This window comes from Kitasatospora sp. NPDC093558 (genome assembly GCF_040683475.1).
Taxonomy (GTDB): Bacteria; Actinomycetota; Actinomycetes; order Streptomycetales; family Streptomycetaceae; genus Kitasatospora.
This window is the reverse complement of sequence record NZ_JBFBDY010000955.1, coordinates 1-1,963: the sequence shown is the minus strand read 5'-3', so window position 1 is coordinate 1,963 and position 1,963 is coordinate 1. Positions and strand designations below refer to the sequence as shown.

The following is a 1,963-nucleotide window of genomic DNA, read 5'->3' as shown; positions in this document are numbered from 1 at the left end:
GCCCACCGCGACCGGCTCGGGATCGTACTCAGGGTCGAGCCGGCCGTCCGCGGTTGCTGTCAACGTAACGTCACCTCTCTCGTACCACCACGAATTCGGCGAGTGCGACGAAGTGCTCGCGCACCGGGTCGGTCATGGGCACCTCGTCGAGGGCGGCGAGGGCGGTCGTGTGCTGGCGGCGGGCCTCCTCCTGGGTCCAGGCGCGGCCGCCGGCCTCCTCGATCAGCGCGGCCCGGGCGGCGAGCTCGGACTCGCTCTCCTCCCCGCGGCCCGACGGGTCGGCCAGCTGCTCGGCCAGGCGGCGCGACGCGGCGCCGCCCTCGGCCAGGGCGGCGGCGACCGGCAGGGACTTCTTGCGCTGGCGCAGGTCGCCCCAGTGCGGCTTGCCGGTGACCTCGGTGGCGCCCCAGATGCCGAGCAGGTCGTCCACCGCCTGGAAGGCCAGGCCCAGGTGGTGGCCGTAGCGCTGGAGCGAGCCGGAGACCTCGTCGTCGGCCCCGGCCAGCACGGCACCGATCGCCGAGGCCGCAGCGAGCAGGGCGGCGGTCTTGCCGCCCTCCATCTCCAGGCACTCCGCGACGGTGACGCTGTCGCGCTGCTCGAAGGCGACGTCCATCGCCTGCCCGTCGATGAGCCGGCGGGTGGCGGTGGTGAGCAGCCGCACGGCGCGCGCGGCGTCGGCGGCGCTCGCCGGACCGGCCACGCCGGCGTCGAGCAGCACCTCCGTCCCGAGCGTCGCCAGGGCGTCGCCGACCAGGATCGCCTGGGCCGGACCGAAGACCGTCCAGGCGGTCGCCCGGTGGCGCCGGGTCTCGTCACCGTCCATCAGATCATCATGGAGCAGGGAGAAGTTGTGTACCAGTTCAACGGCGACCCCACCGGGCACCCCCACCTCGGCCGACGCGCCCACGGCCTGGGCCGACAGCAGCGCCAGCGCCGGGCGCACGGCCTTGCCGCCGTCCCCCTTCACCGGCGTGCCGTCCCGGTCGATCCAGCCGAAGTGGTACGCCCCGACGGTGTCCATCGGTGCGGCCAAACGGGCGACGGCGGCGCGCAGCGGCGGGGTGCAGAGCGTGCGGCTGCGGGCCAGCAGCTCCGGCACCGAGACCGGTTCGGCGTGCGCCGTGCCTCCGCCGGCGGTGCCGGTGCGTGACTCCACGTGCGTTCCCTCTCCCTGGTGGTGCCGGACCGCGCGGGCCGGCCGGATGCTTGCGATGTCGGTTCGCCCGGTGTGCCCGGCGCGCCCGGGGGGACGGACGCCGGCTCTCGCGGGGTCGCCGGCGACGGGGCCGCTGCTCACCTCGGCCACCTCCCGTCGCCCCGGTCCACCGGGGCGCGGGTGCCGGCCGCGGCGAGCGCCGCGTCGGCCGCGGCGTGGCCGCTGCGCACGGCACTCTCCATCGTCGCGGGCCAGCCGGTGGCCGTCCACGAACCGGCCAGCAGCAGGCCCGGCACACGGGTGCGCGCCGGGGGGCGCAGCGCCGCGGTGCCCGGGGCCGGGTCGAAGGTGGCGGTGCGCTCGCGGGTGACGAAGAAGTCCAGCACCTCGGCACCGGCCGCGGCGGGCAGCAGCCGGGCGAGCTCCGGCAGGTAGCGCTCGCGCAGTTCGGCGACGGGCAGGTCGATCTCGTCCCGGACGGCGGACTGCGACAGCGCCAGGTACTGGGCGCCGGGGTGCTCGCGGCCGAGCGCGGTGGCGGCCAGGCCGGAGTGCGCGGTGCGGTCGAACACCCACTGCACCGGCGAGCCGAGCGCGGCGAAGAAGGGCCGGCGCAGGACCTTGCGGTCGTAGACCACGTGGACGTTGAGGATGGGCGAGGTGCCGAAGCCGGCCAGCCGCTCCTGCGCGGGGATCGCGTCGGGCGGCAGTAGGGCCGCGGCGCTGTCCTGGGCGCCGGCCAGGACGACGGTGTCGGCGGTGAGCAGCTCGCCGCCCTCCAGGCGCACGGCGTGCTGCTGCGCG

The 1,963-nt window shown here is 76.6% G+C and carries 2 protein-coding genes; both read right to left on the bottom strand.

The genetic code is table 11. The features are described 5' to 3' along the window. Positions 1-70 precede the first annotated feature (70 nt). On the bottom strand, positions 71-1,102 hold the full coding sequence (locus AB0O00_RS37350) for a polyprenyl synthetase family protein (protein WP_363659142.1): 1,032 nt from the start codon (positions 1,100-1,102) through the stop codon (positions 71-73). 194 nt (positions 1,103-1,296) lie between these two features. Beyond that, the coding region (locus AB0O00_RS37345) for an FAD-dependent oxidoreductase (RefSeq protein WP_363659141.1) at positions 1,297-1,963 on the bottom strand (667 nt) is incomplete at its 5' end.